This window comes from Nocardia sp. NPDC051321 (assembly GCF_044455225.1).
Classification (GTDB): Bacteria; Actinomycetota; Actinomycetes; order Mycobacteriales; family Mycobacteriaceae; genus Nocardia.
The window spans coordinates 238,910-256,311 of sequence record NZ_JBITEM010000001.1; the positions used below are offsets into that span (position 1 = coordinate 238,910).

Here is a 17,402-nt window from a genome sequence, read left to right on the forward strand (position 1 = left end):
CCGCCGCACCCAGGAGCCACGCATGAGCATCGCCGACCGTCTCACCACCGAGCCGATCGCCATCCCACGCCCGGCCGCCACCTCGCTGTTCACCCGCATCGATACCTTCGACGAGGCACTCACCGCACCTGGCGGCTTCGGTGCTCGACTGCGCGAATGCCGCAGCGCCGCTCTGGATTTCCGGCGGGTATTCGCCGCTACCGGCACTCCTGATTCGGTACGCTTATGGCAACTGCTGAAATCCTCCATCCATCAATATCTCTGCTCGACATACCGCGCCATCCGCGCACGCAACAGCGGAAGTATGTAGCTGGCAGCCACATCGCACGCGCTGGACCACTCATCGCCGGACTTGTCGAGAGTGCTGAAAACGCTTGGGGGCTTGCATCTTTCAGGGAAGTGCCGAACGGTTGGTCGCGCGAACCCTTGCGCTGTCGGTATTTACTGATTGATCATGATCGCGGTATGATGTACGAGGGGGATGCGGCCGAGCCGCTCTCCGGTGCAGCACTTCGCGATGAGGGGGAATCATCTGTGATCACAAGCGTTTTGGGCAGGCGTGTGCGTCGGCTCGGTCTCGGGTCGGCGGTGGCAGGCGTGGCGTTGATCCTCGCCGCACCCAACGCCACAGCGTGGGGGGCTACCTTCACGATGACCTCGGACAACGGCACATACTCGGTCTGGTCGACGTACTCGTTGACGATCACGGCGGACCTGGCCAAGCCGGGGACAGCCACCTTCTGCTCGACCGTTGATCGCATCGGGACGTGCTACAAGCCGATCAAATCGACCGACGGCGTCGCAACTATGCCGTGGATGCCGATCAAGCAGGGCCACTACGAGATCGAGGCCAAGTACGTCTACGACGACCCTAGCGCGCCGAACGGTAGCTACGGAGTCCGTGACAGTGCCTACATCACCGTCTACTGCCCCGGCCACCAAGGCCAGTCGTGGGATTGCCAGAACCGCCCCTGAGCCGACCAGTCGGTGTGGCTGTCCGTCCGGCTGGCAAGTGGCATATGACTGTCGTGTCGGTGCGTGAACGATCTGATCGGCGGCCGATGCATCCAACCGATCGGCCTACCCGCAGCACCTACACCGCAAGGCAGCTGCGTGGCGGCTCCAGTTTTGTGTGACTCGGACGCCAATCTGATCGTGAGGATCCGAAACATCTTCGGCGAGGCCCGGTCGCGCATCGGCTAGGTAACGGGCCGGTCCGCGAACGGAATCCGCACCGATGAGATATCAGCGAGACCTGCTCGAGTTCGCTGTCGAGTGGGCGCCGTACGACGGCGGTGACGAACACGTACTCCCGATCTTCGGGCTCACCATCGGGGAGTACTACACGCGGTTGCTGCGGCTACTCGCTACGCCTGCGGTGCGATCGCTTGCGCCGCAGACGATCTCCCTGACCCGCGGTGGTGGCGACCAGTTCGGCGAGCCGGGCGAGCGCTTCGGCAGGGTCGCCGATGGTGGGGTACCGAGTGGTGCGCGTGCGGCTTGGTCGGGGTCGGGTGTGAGCAGGGTCAGCTCTGGTTCCCTCGGCAGGTATCGTCCCGGGTCCACGGCGTGGTAGGGCAGTACCGCGCCGCCTACCCAAGCGATGAAGTCATAGGGTGCGAGTTGCTCTCGCACCTGCCGCACCGTCGGTCCCAGGGTCCCTTGGTAGCAGGGGTCATCTGCGTCCCTTTCTGGTCCAGTCAGTTGGGCGGGATGCTCATGGCGTTGTGAAATAGGTTGTCCGGGTCGTACTTGCGTTTGATGGCCTGCAGCCGGGGGAAGTGGTCGCCGTAGTAGCTGGCGTACATGTCGCGTCCGTGCAGCTGTTCTTCGAGGTCGTCGTCGCCGATGTAGCCGCCGACGGTGTAGGGATACACCAGTTCGTAGGCCTCGCGGGGCCACCAGCGGCGGTCCTCGCCGAGCGGGATGAGGTTTGCGGGGTCGTCGGCTTCGTCGGGTTCGACGTCGGTGCCGAAGCCGAGCAGCCAGACGCTGCCGCGGGTCTTGATGGCGGTGGCGCCGGCCGGTAGTCCGGAGGTCGGGTCCAAGGCTTGCATCTGCATCCGGGCGCCCCGCGGTGGTTGCCGGGCCGCGAGTTCGCCGAGTTTCGCGATGACTTCGGGGGTGAACGGTTCGGGCAGGTGTGCGGCCTTGATCGCCTGGTAGCGGAGGTTTTCGTCGGCTTCGCGGCTTATTTTCCCGGGCTCGGCCAGCCAGTGCGCCGAGGTTTGCGTCGCGGCTTGGCTGGCGACTACCTCGATATAGCTCATCGGTTCGATGTCGGACTCGGTCGGCCGCGGCAGCTGCGCGCGCATGTCGGCGATGAGGGCGTCGCGCTCGGCGGGGGTATCGGTGAGGATCGCGCCGGTCATTTCGAGGATGCCTTGCCAGATGACCAGCATCGGGCTGAAGGTCGTTGGCGCGTTCAGGGTGAAATCCTGTAGCGCGGTGAATGTTTCGACGAAGTCGAGGTCGGTCAGGCGGTAGCGCATGGAGAAGTTCGCGGGGGCTTTCGGTGCCTCGTGCAGACGGAAGACGAACTTGGTGATCACGGCGAACGATCCGGTGCCGGAGCCGCGCAGCGCCCAGAACAGGTCGGAGTTGGTGTCGTCGTCGGCGATCAGCACCTGACCGTCGGCCGCGACGACTTCTACCCGCATGACATGGTCGGTGAGGATGCCGTACCGGCGTACGCTGCGCCCGTAACCGCCGCAGGTGGCCTGGCCGCCGATGCCGACGGGCAGGCAGTCACCGCCGGGGACCATGAGCTCGCCATGCGACCACGCCTCCCAGTACAGGTTGCCCAGCAGCGCACCGGGTTCCACGGTCGCGGTGCGCGCCTGCGGGTCCACGGTGATCTTGTCGAGGTGGATGAGGTCGATCACCAGGGCGTGACCGCCTCGCCCGCCCAGTCCGTTGCCCTCGATGGAGTGGCCGCCGGAGCGGATCGCGATCTGGGTGACGCCGGCCTCGCGCGCACATCGCACGATCGTCGCTACCTCAGCGGTGCTGCGCGGCCGCACGATTCCGAGCGGGCGGAACTGGGTCCGCACGTTCCAGGTAGCCCGGGCTCGGTCGTACTCGGGATCGTCCTCGAAACTCATCTGCACCGAGGGCAGGTGCTGGTGGAGCAGCGTTGCGATGTCGCTCACGGCTATCTCCTCTCGATTTACATTAAAATTAATGTAGATTAGATAGTAGCTAAGTGCTTGCTTCGAGGAGATGTGATGATGGTCCCACAGGATCAATCCGCAGGTATCGCATTCGTGAGCAGGTGGGATGGTGATGAACTGACAACCTGGCTGTCGTTGCTGTTCACCAGCCGACTGCTGGTCAACCGGCTCGACACCGACCTGCGACGCGGCCACGAGCTGACTTTGGACGAATACGGGATCCTGGTCGCCTTAGAAGCGGCGCCCGGCTTCGGCGTGCGGATGAACGACCTGGCCGAGGCGGCCATGCTCTCCCAGAGCAGGCTGTCTCAGCAGATCAAGCGCATGCAGGCACGCGGCCTGGTCGACCGGCGGCAGGCCGTGACCGACAAACGCGGCGTCGAGGTCGTACTCACCGAAGCAGGCCACCGAACCCTGCTCGCCGTCGCTCCCGAACACATCGACCGGGTACGCCGCTACTTCCTGCAACACCTGACCACCGACGACCGCGCCGCCCTGACCCAGAGCCTGCGACCGGTACTCGATTCCCTCGCGACCTCGCCGGCGCTGACCCGCATGCTCGACCAGGCATCCCCGGCTCGCCCGCCACAACAGCGCCGCGGTGACTCCAATACTCCGACTCGACCGACCAAGACTCGACCGACCGAGAAAGGAACGACATGACGAACTACGCGGACTGCACCGAATTGGCAGACAAAGCGCGCACCACGATGGCGCCCGATATCTGGTCCTATGTTTCCCACGGCGCTGGCGATGAATTCACCCAGTCCAACAACGAGGCCGCCTTTCAGAAACTCGGTGTGCTGCCCCGTATTCTGCGTGCCACCGCGCAGCGCGATTTGTCTGTCGAGTTGTGCGGCATGAGCGGCTTGGCCGCGCTCGATCTGCTGCCCGGTGTCGTCGCGGCCGCCGACGGAATGCCGGTGCTGTTCGATTCGGGCATCCGATCCGGTGCCGACGTGGTGAAGGCGCTGGCCCTCGACGGCTACCCGGCGATCGCCGACCTCACCGCCGAAGCAATCCTGCCCACCGGCCGATGAACGGGAAATCATCGGCCGCTGCCCAGACCGCTGACGGTGCGCGCCGAGCGACGACCCGGGCATCCGCCTCGGCGTTCTCCTACCCGGAGCAGCCGCCGGGGACCGATCCCACCAATACCGATGCGCGCGCGCCCTTTCCGGTGCAGCAGGCACCCCGGCCCGTAGCGAAACCGCGCACCTACGAGCTGTCGCTACCCGAGCATCACGGCATCGACTCCACCGATCCGACCGCGCTCGGCGTGCTCGAACTCGCGGCGCTGCTGCGCGCGGGCGCACTCACCAGCGAGAAGCTGACCAAGGCCCTGCTGGACCGAGCGCAGGAGAAGGACAGCGACATCAACTCCTTCGTCCACCGCTACCCTGACACCGCGCTCGCGGCAGCCAGGGACGCCGACGCGCGCCGCCGAGCCGAGGGCGATCGCGCGCCGCTACTGTGCGGAATCCCGCTCGCGCTCAAGGATGTTTTCGCGGTGCAGGGCCGTCCGCTGACCGCCGGCCTACCGGCACTGCTCGGCGACAACATTGCCGTAGGCGACTGCACCGCGTGGGCGCGGCTGAAGGCCGACGGGATGCCGCTGCTCGGCCACGTGCAGACCCATCAGATGGCATCCCCGCCTCAGCCTGCAACGTGTGCAGCATCAAACCCACGGCGGGACTGGTCTCGGTATACGGCACCATCCCGGTGGCCTGGAGCTTCGACAACGTCGGCCCGATGGCGCGCAGCGCCGCCGATCTCGGGCCCCTGCTCGCGGTGATCGCCGGATTCGACCCCTTCGATCCCCGCACCAACGGTGCCATCGATTGGCCACAGTCCTACCCCAGCGCGCCGCGCGCATCCGGGCTCTCCGGCACTCGCCTCGGAATCCCCTCCACCGCACCGACATTGGACCCAGGCGTGGCCGACAGCTACCGTGCGATGCAGGCGACGCTGCGTTCCCTCGGTGCCGAGGTGATCGAGGTCGAGACCCCCGCCTCGATGAACTATCTCGACATGATCATCGGCCAGGGCGTGGAAATCGGTGCCTACCAAGCACAATGGTGGCCCGCGCGGCGCGACGTCTACACCCGATATCTGTCCGAGAGCTTCGCCTTCCTGCTCGCGCACGAACCCAAGGCCATCGTCTACAACCAGCTGCTGCGCGAACGCACGCGGCGCCAACAGCAATGGTGCGCACTCTTGCGGGATCACAAACTCGACGCCGTGTTGCTGCCGGTGCTCGGCACCGAACTCGTCGACCGCCCGCCGTTCGGCGACTACGGCCCGCAGGAGGGCATGGCGATGTCACCGCAAACCAACGACGCGAACTACTGCGGCCTGCCCGCTGTCGCGATTCCGGCGCAGCGCAGCTCCGTCACCGGGCTCCCCGTCGGCGTACAACTGATGGGCGCGCCCTACAGCGACGCTCACCTGCTGCAGATTGCCGTGGACATCCAGGCCCACACCGGATACCACACCGCGACACCACCCATCTGACTCCTTCGGTTCGTCGAATGTGCTGCGGCGGAGGCTGTTTCGGGGCGGTCAACTCCACATCGCGGTACTGCGCGTTGAGGCCATGGCCGCACCGTGTTACCTGTACGAACCTGATGGGGGAGACGGCGCGAGTCGATCACAACCGGAGGTAGATCGTCTTCGCGTCGGGATCGGTGAGAGCCGGGATGGCCGGGCCTTCGCCGAAGAGTACGAATACCGCCGGTTCGCCGGCGTCGGATAGGGCCCCGTCGTAGTGGGAGGTGCCGGCCTTGCGGAATCCGTAGTCACCTGGAAAGGCGGGAATGGTTTGCTCCAGATCGATGCTGGTGCCTGCCCCTACGGTCCAGACCCCGGACACCGTGACCGAGTGCCTGTCGACCTGGTAGGTGTGTGGGGCGCTCATCCACCCGGGGTACCAGCGTGCGTAGCAGATGTAGAAGCCGTCCTGCCAGAAGGAACCGACGACCGGGGCAATCTCGAAGCTCTGCGAGGGGGCGCCTGGCGCGGGTGTCCATTCGACCTCGCCCGGGCCGATGAGGGTCGTGCCGACCCCCGCTGGTCGTCTGCCATGAGGCATCGGCAACGCCGCCTCGTTCGTCATCGCCGGACCATACCCCGGTACGGGGTTGACCTGCGGAAATCGGCAGCCGCAACGGCGCGTCGCCGTCGTTGCCGCAGGCTCGGCCAGTCGTTCTTTCGCGGCTGGGGGCGCACCTCGGCGCGGCGATCGCCTATGCGCGCCGGGCTCGCATCGAACGCCCGCGGTTCAGGGTTCCCGGCCTCGATTCGAGTCAGTGCGGGTTGGTGGTGCCATCCATGGTGGTGGAGCGGTTTCGCTGGTAGGCGGTGGTGGCCTCGGTCAAATTTACTAGGTGCGTAAGGGTTTCATTGACCGGAGCCGGAACACCTTGGGCCGCACCACGACTGGCGATCGATCCATTGAGATGGCGGGTGCTGTCGACACACTCATCGGCTACGGATTCGACAATTCGGACCAGTAAATAATCATGGATACGCCAGCGTAGCAGGGGATAATCCCGCACCCGGCCAGAAATCTAATCCTCGCGGAATTCCAGCCACGAAACATCAAGTGCACAGCACTGCCAATAATGATCACGGTCCAGATCGCCAGGGCGACAATCGGTCCTATTACGATGGCCCACGTGTACAGAAAGTACCCAAGGGTCATTGTGCAGACGGCGGTCAGCACGACGCCCGATACGACGCCAAGGGCCAGCTGCCAGCCGTAACGGAGCCAGGTCGAGGCCGTATCGCGGAGACTCGCTTGTCGGCTCATCGATATCAGGCCGAGGGGCCGGCAACCCGTCTTGGCCGCATTGAAGTTTATGTACGAATTCATCACTGTTCCGGGGTGTGATCGGTGGCCAGGAATTGGTCCACAGCCTCGACGTCGTCATCGGTGCGGTCGAGGAGGCGCTCGTTGAGCACGGGAACCGGATGGTCCAGCCAAGCGGGTCGTTCCCCCTCGGCGGGTAATAGTTCGTGTCGATCGGCGAATTGCTCCGCGAGGTGCCGGACCGATTCGCGCAACGCGCTGACCACCACTCCTTCGGCTAGGCCGGTCAGCTCCTCGAGTAGCGCCCGGACTCGGTCGAGCTGGTCGGTCTCGGAGCTGCTGGCGTGGATGCGTGGCCACAACGTGCGTTCGAAGATGTCTCCGAAGTCGGCCGCGATTTGATCGGTGTGCGCACGCAGCCGGACGACCTGATCGAGCACCTCGCCGGGCGGTATATCCAGTTCGGCGACCCGCATTCCGCTAGTGAGTGCCCAACGCCGCGCCTGCGGGCGGCCGCGCCGCCACCGGATCAATCCGAGCTGAGTTGCCTTGCGCAGCAAGGTGGGCCGCAGATCCTTCGGTTTGATCATCACCCGGATCTCGCGCAGGCCGAGCGGTACCCAATCCTCGGGGCCGCCGGGCAGCGCGAGGAGATCGGCAACCGTCGCGCCCTGTTCGCGGGCGGTCAGCAGTTCGGCGATCGAGGTGAGTGAGAAGCCGCGCTCCTGCAATCGCTGCACCAGTTCGAGGCGCTGCAGGTGCGAGCTGTCGTACCGCGCGGTGCGACCGGCCCGGCGCGGCGCATGCAGCAAACCCTTCGACTGATACATCCGCACGGTGCTGGTCGGCACGCCGACTCGCGCAGCCAGCTCCTCCACGGTCAGATCACTGTCTGTCACTCGCACGAGTTGAGCATTGCATCGTTCAGTTATCTAGTCAATACTCTTCTAGTAAACGTTAGAAGTCTCGTTGTCTGTGCAGGTGAGGTGACATGATTCAGGTCAATGCTGCAGTGCCCCTCGGTAGTCCGCCCATCGTTGCGATCAGGATCGAGAGCACTGTCAGGAGCTCGGAACCGCAATCCGCGAAGTCATCGTCGGCGTCGGGTTCACACTGTTGCAGCGAAGGTGTTGTAGGCATCCGGGCTGAACAGTACGAAACGCACTTCCCGCACCGCGGTGTCGGTGGTCCGTACGGTTTCGATGGCGATGCGGGCGCCGTCGTCGATCGGCCAGCCGAAGATGCCGGTGGAGATGGCTGGGAACGCTACTGTTTGTGCGCCCAATTCGTCTGCTACTCGTAATGATTCGCGGTAGCAGGAGGCCAGCAGGTCTGATCGGTCGTGCTGGGCCGACCACACCGGGCCGACGGTGTGGATCACCCAGTGTGCCGGCAGGTTTCCGGCGGTCGTCGCGACGGCCTTGCCGGTTGCCAGACCCTTCCCGTAGTGCGATGCACGCAGGTCACGGCATGCCGCAAGGATCGAAGGACCACCCTTGCGGTGGATAGCGCCGTCGACGCCCCCGCCGCCGAGCAGCGACGAATTCGCCGCGTTCACCACCGCATCCACATCTTGCTCGGTGATGTCGCCGCGGACCAGCACGAGTTCAACCATGGGGCCATTGTGTCCTGCGCGGCGTCGGATACTTCATCAGCCCAGAGTTTGATTCAGGAGACGAAGCGCGGGGTTCCAGCTCGGATGCCTGACGCGATCTGCACGACGGAAAGCACCACCAGCAAGACCAGTACCGCGGTCCAGGCGTGGGTGAGGTCGTGCAGCGCACCGGCCAGTACCGGACCGACCGCGCAGAGGGCGAAGCCGGCGATTTGGCTCATCGCGGTCAGCTTCGCGGTTGTCTGTGCGTCGTGCGAGCGGAGTATGGGTAGTGAATAGCCGATCGCGGTGCCTGCGCCGAGTCCGGCGCCGAGCAGGATCATCCACGCGATCGTCCCGCCGGTGGGCGAAATCAGTAGGCCCACAAAGGCAGTGGCCGATACGGCACCGGTCGATATCGCGGCCCAGACCTGCCGTTCGCTCCGGTTCACCAGGATGGACATGGCCAGCGCCGAGGGGACCGCGACCAGATTGGCTACCGAGAGCATGCCGCCCGCCCAGGAAGCGTTCATGCCGGCATCTACGAGAATCGTTGGGAGCCAAGCGGAAACGGCGTAGAAGAGCAGCGCGGGCATCGCGAAGAAGATGGTTACCGCCCAGGCCAGCGGCTGCAGCCACAGGCTACGCGGCGTGGCTTCCGACGTTGGGCCGGTGCCGGCGTCGCTCCGGGCGCGCAACTGAGGCAGCCACACCAGCCATGCGATGACGACGGGGACGGCCCACAGGCCCAATGTCGCGCGCCAGCCGAAACCGGTGGCGTCCTGCAGTGGCAGCGTGATTCCGGAAGCCGCGGCCGCACCGGTGTACAGCGACATGGTGTACAGCCCGGTCAATAGTCCGACGTGTGCCGGATGATCGCGCTTGATCGCGGCGGGCACCAGCACGTTGCCGATGGTGATGGCCAAGCCGATGATCGCGGTCCCGGCGAACAGCGCGGGCACGCCGGGCAGCAGTCGGATGCCGAAGCCTGCCAACAGCACCAGTAGCGCGAACCCGATGGTGCGGTTGAGCCCGAGTGTGCGCCCGATGCGCGGTGTCAGGCCGGAGAAACCCACCCAGCACGCGATCGGCACCGCCACCAGCAGGCTGGCGACGGTGCTGTTGAACCCTTCCTGCCGCTGCACCTGCGGCATCAGCGTGGAAATCGCCGTGATGGGCGGCCGCAGGTTCAGCGCGACCAGCGAGACACCGACGGCCACCAGCCAGATCGGGACCGCCGCAGCGGATTTCGCCGCGAGCGCGGTGGTCTTGGCCCTCACGGGCCCTCGATCGTCACCGTGGCCCAATCGAACGTGAGCTCCTCGAGTATGTCCAGCTCGCTGCAGAACTTGTGCAGCCCACTGAAATTGGACAGCAACCGCTTTGCCGACGGGTCGTGCTCGACCTCCCGCAGCATCTCGTGTCCGCCATCGAAGCCCACCAGATCGACGATGCGATGCCAGGTGGGGAAGTTGTTCGCGGCGAACGCTTCCAGCCCGTCGACCATAGCCTCCCGGAACAGGGCGCGTTCGGCCGGACCGAGCCGGTGGTACACGGCCTTGGCGATCTCGTCGGCGATCGAGGAGTGACAGTACTCGTCCCGGTTGTGCATGGTGGCGGTGACCTTGTTGATCGGCTGGATCTCGTCGTCCTCGGCGATCAGGTCGAGGTAGGAGTTGATCGAGATCTCGGCGACCGTGGCGAAGGCGAGCGCGCTGAGATCGCGCTGCCAGCGTTGCTCGCTGTTGGCCATGCGCTGCCGGAGCCGGGATGCCTTGTGCCCGAGCGGGAGTGCCGTTTCTGGCATCCGCCAGCCGCGCCGGCGCCGCATCACCGAACTGGCATTGAGGTGCATGAGGGTGTGGTATTGCTCGTCGAGCATCGCCTGGGTCATGGCGGTGGTCAGCGTTTCCATCGCAAGGCCGGTGTCGAAGGTGTCCTCGATGACCAGCGCGAAGGTCGGGTTCACCACGTGCTGTTCGGTGTCCATGATGTGCTTGTTGAAGGCCACCCAGCCCCAGCCGAGCAGCCGCGCCCTGAGCTCGGGGTCCATGGCCTGATAGGTCGGGTGGTCCCGGAACGGGATGAGGCCTTCCGGATAGTCGGGGCGAGCGGGTTCGAACAGCTCGTCCAGGTCCGGCTCCGGGCGCTTCACCATCGCGCGCCGATGCCAATTCGCGGTGAGCCTGCTGATCACCGCGTTTTCGACCGGGTCGTCGGGGTCGTGGTCCGGTAGCGACGGCACGACGGGACCGCCTCCGGGATATTGCGGCAAAGACACGGCTATCCCTCCATTTCTTTCCGGCCACCCGCGTCAGGGCGGCTCGCGGTGATCGCCTCGGCGAGTTCTTCGACGCTCGCCGCGAGCACCGCGCTCGACGAAATCTCGGTTCCCCACCGCTGTTCGAGCCTGGCACGGATCTCGACGGCGGCCAGTGAGTCGCAACCGACGTCGCGCAACGGACGCCGACGCGGAATCCGTTGTGCGGGAAGGCCGAGTACCGCGCCGAGTTCGGCGGTCAGGTCGTCCAGCAGGCCGCCACTGGCCGGGACCGTTTGCGGCGGAGCAGGTTCCGCGCGAACCGGTACAGCCACCGGAGCGGATTCGATAGGTGTGAACCAGGTCCGCCGACGCTGCCAAGGGTAGGTGGGCATCTCGTCCGGAACGGTGCGGGTCGGGTATATCGCGGTCCAATCCGGATCTACTCCGGCGGTGTAGAGGCGGGCGACGATCGCCGCGAGGCGGGCGGTTTCGGACGTGCCCCGGCGCAGCCCGGCGACCGCCGTACCGCTCGCACTGTCGGCGAGGCATTGCTCGATGGCCTGCGCAAGCACCGAATGCGGGCTGATTTCGAGGAAAACAGTTGGGCCCGTCGCATTTTCGGCGACGATCGCATCGGCGAATCGAACGGCGGACCGCAGGTTGTCGGCCCAGTACCGGGCGTCGAGATCCGGACCGGACATGCGCTCGCCGGTGACGGTGGACCGGAACGGCACGGCAACCGGTTCGGCCCGTAGTCCGGTGAGCGCGGCGATCAACTGCGGTTGCAGGGGATCCATGAACCGGCTGTGCGAGGCGAAGTTGATCCGCACTCGCCCGGCGCGCTTCCCGGCGGCCCGCAGCTCGGCGAGCAACTCGTCGAGCGCGTCGCTTTCGCCGGACAGCACGGTCAGTCGTGGGCTGTTGCGCGCGGCCACCACGATCCGGTCGCCGTAGCGCGCGGCGGCCGCCTCAGCCTCGTCGACCGGCATTGCCGCAGCGACCATTCCGCCCAGGCCGTCCGTCTGCGTAGTGAGTTCGCCACGGCGACAGATGAGTTCGGCGGCAGTGTCGAGATCGATCGCCCCGGAAACAGTGGCCGCGGCCACCTCACCGAAGCTATGACCGATGACGACGTCGGGCCGGATTCCCCAGGTGCGCAGGTGTTGTGCCAGCGCCACCTGCATGGCCCAGACGGCCGGTTGGATCACCGCGGTCTTGGCCAGCTCCGTCCCGTCGTCGTCGGCGAGCACCTTCAGCAGCGACCAGCCGACCACGGATCCGATTGCCGAGTCACAGTTTTCGATCGCCTCGCGGAACGCGGCCGAGGTGTTCAACAACTCGCGACCCATACCGACCCACTGGCTGCCGTGTCCGGGAAAGACGAAGGCGACGCGGCTTCCGCCGGTGGGTTGCTGGGTGACCTCATCGAGCAGTTGGTCGCGTAACGCCGTGGCCAGTCCGTCGCCATCTGAAGCGGCTACCGCCGAACGCCATTCGTGGTGCGCACGGCCGCGCGCCGCGACGGCACACACCTGTCGTACGGTGTCCGGATCCGCCCCGTCCAACCGGTCGGCGTAAGCAGCCGTAAGCGCCTGTACCGCAGCGGGATCGCGCGCCGAGAGCGGCAGCACTAACGGCTTCGGCGCATTGTCGTCATCGGGTTCGGTAACGGCGGGTGCGGCGGTGAGCACGACATGCACATTGGTTCCGGAAAGACCGAAGGACGTCACACCGGCGATGGGGGACGAATCCTCGGGCCACGCAACAGGTTCGGTGGGCACCCGCAGCGGCGTATCCGGCTCGAGCAGGACCGGATGCGGCTCGGTCAGCAGCGGATTCCCCGGAATCACTCGATGATGCAGGCTCAGCACGGTTTTGATGAGTCCCGAGATACCGGCCGCCCCCTCGGGGTGGCCGATATTAGTCTTCACCGAGCCAACCAGGCACGGCCGCCCGTCGGGTCGCGTTCCACCGAACACTCGGGACAGTGCCCGCAGCTCGATGGCGTCACCCGTATTCGTGCCCGTGCCATGGGCTTCCACATAATCCACCGCGGCGGGTTCGACGCCCGCCCGGTCCAATGCGTCGCGCAGCAGCCGCTCCTGCGCCTCCTGTGCTGGGGCTACCAGGGAACCGCCGCCGCTGCCGTCGTTGTTGCTCGCGCTTCCCGCGATCACCGCGTACACCCGATTGCCGTCGGCACGTGCTCGCGCCAGCGGTTTGAGCACCACCACGCCGACGCCTTCGGAACGGACGAAGCCGTCGCCGGTGGCGTCGCCGAAGCGGCAGCGGCCCCGCCGCGACATCAGCCCGACCTGCTCATAGATGGCGGCAAGTTCGGGCAGCAGCACCAGATTCGCGCCGGCGGCCAGCGCCAGGTCCGAGTCGCCGAGTTGCAGGCTCTGCCAGGCCAGATGCACCGCCGTCAGCGACGACGAGCACGCGGTGTCGACCGAGACGCTCGGGCCACGCAGGTCGAGCGCGAACGAGATACGGCCGGACAGGAACGAGGACAACCCGCCCCCGGTCAGTGCGTGCAGGTCGAGCGAACTCTGCCGGGCCTGCAATTCCCAGTAGTCCCGGCCCATCTGCCCGACGAAGACACCGGTGCGCGTGCCCGCCAGCGCCGTGGGCGGAATTCCGGCGTCCTCCAAGGCTTCCCAGGCCACCTCGAGTAGCAACCGCTGCTGCGGATCCATCCGGTCGGCCTCCCGCGGCGAGATGCCGAAGAACGCCGCATCGAAACCCTCGACGTCGTCGAGGAATCCGCCGAAGCGGCGAAATTCGGACGGCACCGCCGGCAGCCGACCGAACACGGTCGGGTGCTCAGTGCGCGCAGCGGGCACCTCGGTCACCGCATCCACGCCGTCGACCAGCAATCGCCAAAGCGCCTGCGGGCCATCGGCACCCGGCAGGCGGCAGCCGATGCCGACAACGGCGACCGGTTCGATGCGTCCGCGTCGAGCGGGCTCCGGGCCCGGCGTCCGTGGTCGATCGATCGGCGGCAGGCAGCGGCGCAGCTCGGCGGTGATCATCCGGGTCAGCTCGCGGCGATGAGTCCGGACGAAAAAGTGACCGCCGGGCAATTCGCGCGTTCGGACAGGCCCGTCGGTAAGCGCACCCCAGGCGGAGGCGTCGTCGGGTGCCGCAAGGGCATCGTCGCGGCCGCTGAACACCACGATCGGGCACGCCACCGGTGCGGCAGGCCGATGCCGGTAGGTGCAGAACATCGTCACGTCCGCGCGCAGCGCGGGCAACGCCGAACGCAGCAGATCCCGATCATCGCGCAATTCGACTGGGGTTCCGCCCATTTCGAAGATCCGATCGAGCAGATTGTCGTCGGACAGCTCGTGCATCGGCTCCGGCGCGAGCCGGTGCGGTGCGGCAAGGCCCGCCACCAGCAGCGCCACCGGGACCCGGTCACGATGCAGTCGCAGCGCCACCTGGTATGCGAGCAGGCCACCCAGGCTGTGCCCGAACAACGCGAACGGCGCGTCGAGATGCGGACGGATCGCGTCGGCGATCGCGTCGGCGAATTCGTCGAAATCGGCTACCGGCGGCTCATCCGCGCGTTCTTCCCGACCGGGGAGCAGTACCGGCAGCACGTCCACCCAGCCCGGTAGCTCCTGCGGCCAGCCACGGAAAACCGAAGCGCCACCGCCGGAATGCGGGAGGCAGAACAGCCGCACCCGAGCGGAGCGACGCGGTGGCCGAGCGAGGAACGCACTCATCTCGCCCGCCCTCGGCCGCCGAGCGAGCCCGCGATGATCATCTTCTGTACCTCGGAGGTGCCCTCATAAATCCGCAGCGACCGAATCTGCCGGTACAACCGCTCCGGCACGCTGTCGGCGACCAACCCCGCGGCGCCGAACACCTGGACGCAGGCATCCACGATGTGCTGCGCGCGCTCGGTGGCATACAGCTTGGCGATGCTGGAGTGTTTCGCCGCTGCCGGATCCCCGCGGTCGGCCGCCCAGGCGGCACGGGCCACCAGCAATGCCGCGGCGTTCAGCTCGACCTCGATGTCCGCGAAGGTGGCCTTCACCAGCTGCAAATCGAATTGCCTTGCGCCGTACATTTTTCGGTTCTTCGCGTGGGCCAGCGCGGCGTCGGTGGCCCGGCGCGCGAACCCTAGCGCCGCGGCGCCCACGGTCATCCGAAACCGTTCGAGCACCTCCATCGCGATCACGAAACCGGTGCCCGGTCTGCCGAGCACGCTGTCCTGCGATACGTGGCAGTCGGCGAACTCGAGATCGGCGAACGACCGGGGCGCGATCAGCGGAACCCGTTGTCCCACCGCCAATCCCGGGGCCGTCGCGGGCACGAGGAACGCCGTCAAGCCCAAGGCGCCAGGGCCTTCGCCGGTCCGCGCGATGACGCAGAACAGATCCGCGATACCGCCATTCGCGATCCACGCCTTGGCGCCGTTCAGCACATAACCGTCGGCGACCCGGTCGGCACGCAGGCCGATCGCCGCGACGTCGGAGCCCGCCTCCGTTTCGGAGATGGCGAACGCGCCGCACAGGGTGCCCTTCGCCATCGGCGCGAGATACCGTCGCTGTTGTTCTTCGTTGCCATGGCGCACTATCGGCGTCGCGGCCAGCGCCTGGATCGAAAACGCGAAATCGGCGAGATCGTCGGCGTAGGCCAGCGCCTCGCGCAGCAGGCACAGGGAGCGACTGTCGCCCGCCGCCAACCCTTCTGGTCCGGCGGCGGGATCCAGCGCGGCCAGCCAGCCGTGCTCGCCGAGCGCCCGAAGGACCCGTAGCCCGGTCGCGTCCGGGTCCGCGCCCGAGTCATCCCACAGCTCAGTGTGTTCCGCGCACCAACTCTCGATCTGCCGCGCGCGCTGCACATGTCGCGGCTCGTAGAACGGGAGGGCGAGGATGCCCGCGTCGAAGCTCATCGTTGCTCCTCGGACAGCGTGAAGATTTCGGTGGGATGCACCGCGGGGTTGCCCGCCCGCAGGTGCAGCCGACCAGGACTCAGGACGACAGCGGCGACCGTGTGTTCGCGGCGGATGTCACCGTTGTCCGTGACGTTGATCGGCGGCGCGGACAGCACGGCGAAATGGTCCTCCGGGTCGGTGCCAACGGTGGCGAGCCTGGTCCGGCACACCTCGAGCCTGCGGACGGAGGAATTGCGGGCGAATACGTTGATCTCGTCCCGCGGCGAGAAGTCGGGATGCAGGAAATGGTTGGTGTGCAACACATTCAGTCCGTACTCGACCCTGCTGTCGGCGCCGAGCAGCTCGACGTAGGCGGCCGTGTCCCGGTCGCACAACACGATGTTGCGGGAACTCGCCAGCGGCAGCTCCCGCAACAGGCGCACCGCTTCCTCGACGGAGCCCGCATTGTCGAGCAGATGCCGAATAGCCAGGTAGGGCGGCACACCCGGCCGCCACTGCCCGCCGAGCACGAGATTCAATCCCACCGCGAGGCCGTCGCTGTTGAGGCCGAGGTAGCCGAGCAAGCCGGCGAAACTGAGCACAAGGACGCGCCGGGGTGTCCCGGCCCGCACGATTTCCAGGACGCTGATCTGATCGTCCAGATTGCCGTTGAGATCCACCGTCTGCGCCAGCACCGGATCGGGGCCCGCCAGTGCGAAGGTGGTGCAGTCCCCGGCGGTCGGGATCTTCTGGTAGCCAAGGATTTCGCGGCGTATCTGCAGCAGCACGGCCTCGTGCGGGTGGAGGCCGGCCCCGGCGGCGAGGCCGCGGATCTCCTCGGCAAGATCCGGTGTCGCCGCGGTGATCTCGGCCAGGTAGGCGTCGATCGTCGGCCCCAACTCGGTCAGCGACACCGGCTCGGGAAGGATCCGGTTCAACCGGCACAGCCCGTCGTCCAGGAAGGCCCGCAAGTCGCCGGCTCTGGCCTTGCCGTGCTGGTAGCCGAGGGCGAAGGCATCACCCTCGACGCGAAGGAACGGAGTCCGCAGGACCGCGCTCATTCGACGGCGCCCGCCAATTGCACCTTCGGATAGGCCGCCAATTTGCTTTTGACACCGGCCCATTCGCCGCGCAGCACGCTGTAGAAGATGGCGTCCCGGCGGCGGCCGCCCGGCATCGGATTGAAACTGCGCAGCACGCCCTCCTCGACCGCCCCGATATTGCGCAGGCCTTGGCGTGCCTGCTCGTTCAGGATGTCGGTCTTGAACTCCACCCGTTCCGCGCCGAGTCGTTCGAAGGCGTGTTCCAGCAGTAGATATTTCGCCCACCGGTTGAGCCCGCGGCCCCGGAAGTCGCGGCCGAGCCAGGACCAGCCGATCTCGATCCTGCCGTCCCGCTCGGCCATGTTCCCGAAACTCATGCTGCCCGCGGCCCGGCCGCTGGCCTTGTCCATGATGTAAAAGACCACCCGGCGCCCGGCCCGCTGATCGTCCAGTGCCGCATCGAAAAACGCGTCGAAGTCGGCCTCGGTCTCCACCAGCGAAACGAAGTACCGCCAGATATCCGGATCCAGCGCGATCTCGCACAGCGCCGCCCGGTCCGCAGGCTCGATCGGCCGGAGCAAGACATGGTCGTTCTCGAGCCGCGCGGGCGCAAGCTCAGCCCACCCCATC

At 66.6% G+C, this 17,402-nt stretch carries 16 protein-coding genes and 2 pseudogenes; 8 read left to right on the forward strand and 10 right to left on the reverse strand.

Annotated elements, in window-relative coordinates:
• Positions 1-22: 22 nt before the first annotated feature.
• The 3 genes from ACIA8C_RS01025 (at position 23) to ACIA8C_RS01035 (ending at position 1,576) form a co-directional block, all read left to right on the forward strand.
• Positions 23-310 carry a hypothetical protein gene (locus tag ACIA8C_RS01025; protein ID WP_397130209.1) on the forward strand — a complete coding sequence of 96 codons (288 nt, stop codon included), beginning with the start codon at positions 23-25 and terminating at the stop codon, positions 308-310.
• 224 nt (positions 311-534) lie between these two features.
• The gene (locus tag ACIA8C_RS01030; protein ID WP_397130210.1) at positions 535-975 is read left to right on the forward strand and encodes a hypothetical protein; all 441 of its coding nucleotides are present in this window, start codon (positions 535-537) and stop codon (positions 973-975) included.
• A 262-nt stretch (positions 976-1,237) separates the two neighbouring features.
• A complete protein-coding gene (locus ACIA8C_RS01035; RefSeq protein WP_397130211.1) occupies positions 1,238-1,576 on the forward strand; it encodes a hypothetical protein in 339 nt (112 codons plus the stop codon).
• 124 nt (positions 1,577-1,700) lie between these two features.
• On the opposite strand, the gene ACIA8C_RS01040 is transcribed toward ACIA8C_RS01035, so the two are convergent.
• A complete protein-coding gene (locus ACIA8C_RS01040; protein WP_397130212.1) occupies positions 1,701-3,152 on the reverse strand; it encodes an FAD-binding oxidoreductase in 1,452 nt (483 codons plus the stop codon).
• A 75-nt stretch (positions 3,153-3,227) separates the two neighbouring features.
• On the opposite strand from ACIA8C_RS01040, the gene ACIA8C_RS01045 reads away from it, so the two are divergent.
• From ACIA8C_RS01045 to ACIA8C_RS01065, 5 genes and pseudogenes are all read left to right on the forward strand, one after another.
• Positions 3,228-3,836, forward strand: coding sequence for a MarR family winged helix-turn-helix transcriptional regulator (locus ACIA8C_RS01045; protein ID WP_397130213.1), 609 nt, complete (start codon positions 3,228-3,230; stop codon positions 3,834-3,836).
• A 47-nt stretch (positions 3,837-3,883) separates the two neighbouring features.
• Positions 3,884-4,024: pseudogene (locus tag ACIA8C_RS01050) on the forward strand (alpha-hydroxy-acid oxidizing protein); the annotation flags it as partial.
• Between the two features lie 15 nt (positions 4,025-4,039).
• Positions 4,040-4,213: pseudogene (locus tag ACIA8C_RS01055) on the forward strand (alpha-hydroxy-acid oxidizing protein); the annotation flags it as partial.
• Positions 4,210-4,968 carry an amidase family protein gene (locus ACIA8C_RS01060; RefSeq protein ID WP_397130214.1) on the forward strand — a complete coding sequence of 253 codons (759 nt, stop codon included), beginning with the start codon at positions 4,210-4,212 and terminating at the stop codon, positions 4,966-4,968. The pseudogene ACIA8C_RS01055 and the gene ACIA8C_RS01060, both read left to right, overlap by 4 nt.
• A complete protein-coding gene (locus ACIA8C_RS01065; protein ID WP_397130726.1) occupies positions 4,869-5,687 on the forward strand; it encodes an amidase family protein in 819 nt (272 codons plus the stop codon). The genes ACIA8C_RS01060 and ACIA8C_RS01065 overlap by 100 nt, the downstream gene beginning before the upstream one ends.
• A gap of 136 nt (positions 5,688-5,823) precedes the next feature.
• Here ACIA8C_RS01065 and ACIA8C_RS01070 read toward each other — a convergent pair whose 3' ends face one another.
• The 9 genes from ACIA8C_RS01070 to ACIA8C_RS01110 all read right to left on the reverse strand — a co-directional run bounded on the left by ACIA8C_RS01070 (position 5,824) and on the right by ACIA8C_RS01110 (position 17,401).
• On the reverse strand, positions 5,824-6,288 hold the full coding sequence (locus tag ACIA8C_RS01070) for a hypothetical protein (protein WP_397130215.1): 465 nt from the start codon (positions 6,286-6,288) through the stop codon (positions 5,824-5,826).
• Positions 6,289-7,046: 758 nt separating this feature from the next.
• Positions 7,047-7,883, reverse strand: coding sequence for a MerR family transcriptional regulator (locus ACIA8C_RS01075; RefSeq protein WP_397130216.1), 837 nt, complete (start codon positions 7,881-7,883; stop codon positions 7,047-7,049).
• Between the two features lie 209 nt (positions 7,884-8,092).
• Positions 8,093-8,599 (reverse strand): O-acetyl-ADP-ribose deacetylase, encoded by a 507-nt coding sequence (locus ACIA8C_RS01080; RefSeq protein ID WP_397130217.1) that lies wholly within the window; start codon positions 8,597-8,599, stop codon positions 8,093-8,095.
• Positions 8,600-8,652: 53 nt separating this feature from the next.
• A complete protein-coding gene (locus tag ACIA8C_RS01085) occupies positions 8,653-9,858 on the reverse strand; it encodes a CynX/NimT family MFS transporter (protein ID WP_397130218.1) in 1,206 nt (401 codons plus the stop codon).
• Entirely contained in the window at positions 9,855-10,859 is a 1,005-nt protein-coding gene (locus ACIA8C_RS01090) for a diiron oxygenase (RefSeq protein ID WP_397130219.1), read from the reverse strand. The genes ACIA8C_RS01085 and ACIA8C_RS01090 overlap by 4 nt, the downstream gene beginning before the upstream one ends.
• Positions 10,860-10,861: 2 nt before the next feature.
• A complete protein-coding gene (locus ACIA8C_RS01095; RefSeq protein WP_397130220.1) occupies positions 10,862-14,572 on the reverse strand; it encodes an acyltransferase domain-containing protein in 3,711 nt (1,236 codons plus the stop codon).
• Positions 14,569-15,747, reverse strand: coding sequence for an acyl-CoA dehydrogenase family protein (locus ACIA8C_RS01100; protein ID WP_397130221.1), 1,179 nt, complete (start codon positions 15,745-15,747; stop codon positions 14,569-14,571). Before ACIA8C_RS01100 ends, ACIA8C_RS01095 begins: the two co-directional genes overlap by 4 nt.
• On the reverse strand, positions 15,744-16,790 hold the full coding sequence (locus ACIA8C_RS01105) for a C45 family autoproteolytic acyltransferase/hydolase (protein WP_397130222.1): 1,047 nt from the start codon (positions 16,788-16,790) through the stop codon (positions 15,744-15,746). The genes ACIA8C_RS01100 and ACIA8C_RS01105 overlap by 4 nt, the downstream gene beginning before the upstream one ends.
• Complete coding sequence (locus ACIA8C_RS01110) at positions 16,787-17,401, reverse strand: GNAT family N-acetyltransferase (protein ID WP_397130223.1); 615 nt, start codon at positions 17,399-17,401, stop codon at positions 16,787-16,789. Before ACIA8C_RS01110 ends, ACIA8C_RS01105 begins: the two co-directional genes overlap by 4 nt.
• Between the last annotated feature and the right edge of the window lies 1 nt (position 17,402).